Below are 707 nucleotides of genomic sequence, written 5' to 3'. Positions count from 1 at the left end.
TGGTAGCGGCGCACGCGCTCGGCGGCCGACTGCAGCGCTGCGCGCTGGACATCGGGCAGGCCGTCGAACGCGGCCTTGAGTTCCGCGGCCGTGAGTTCCAGCGCCGCCATGTCGCTGGCCGCGAGGCCGTCGAAACGCTGCGTGTACTCGAGCACCGCGGCATCGCCGCGCTGCTGCACGTCGGCCAGGATGTCGGCCACGCGCTGCTCGATGGCCGCATCGGTATCGGCCGACCAATGCAGGCGGGCCTGGAAGGCGGTTTCAAAATCGGCGCTGTCGGTGCGCAAACGGAGGGGCGTGGCGTTCATCATTTCCGGCTTCAATCAGGGCGTGGGATTCAGGCCTGGGCCTGCGTGGCGCGCGCGAACACGTCGATCAGGCGGCGCATCGGCGCCTGCTTGAGCTTCAGTGCCGCCTGGTTGACGACCAGATGCGAGCTGATGTCCATGATGCGCTCGACTTCGACCAGATGGTTGGCCTTGAGCGTATTGCCCGTGGACACCAGATCGACGATGGCGTCGGCCAGGCCCGTCAGCGGCGCGAGTTCCATGCTGCCGTAGAGCTTGATCATGTCGACGTGCACGCCCTTGCTGGCGAAGAAGTTGCGCGCGATCTCGGTGTACTTGGTCGCGACCTTGAGGCGCGAGCCCTGCTTCACGGCCAGTGCATAGTCGAAATCGGCGCGCACCGCGACGCTCACGCGGCAC

At 66.9% G+C, this 707-nt stretch carries 2 protein-coding genes; both read right to left on the bottom strand.

The window, feature by feature from the left end; genetic code table 11:
- Nucleotides 1-308 (bottom strand): histidinol dehydrogenase (locus D3H34_RS33315; RefSeq protein ID WP_205736882.1); only part of this gene is annotated, 308 nt, incomplete at its 3' end.
- A gap of 29 nt (nucleotides 309-337) precedes the next feature.
- Nucleotides 338-707: ATP phosphoribosyltransferase (gene hisG, locus D3H34_RS33310; protein WP_119558916.1), on the bottom strand; the 370-nt coding region annotated here is incomplete at its 5' end.

The sequence above is a fragment of the Acidovorax cavernicola genome (assembly GCF_003581445.1).
Note: the sequence above shows the minus strand (reverse complement) of the source record. Positions and strands in the feature narration are given on the sequence as shown.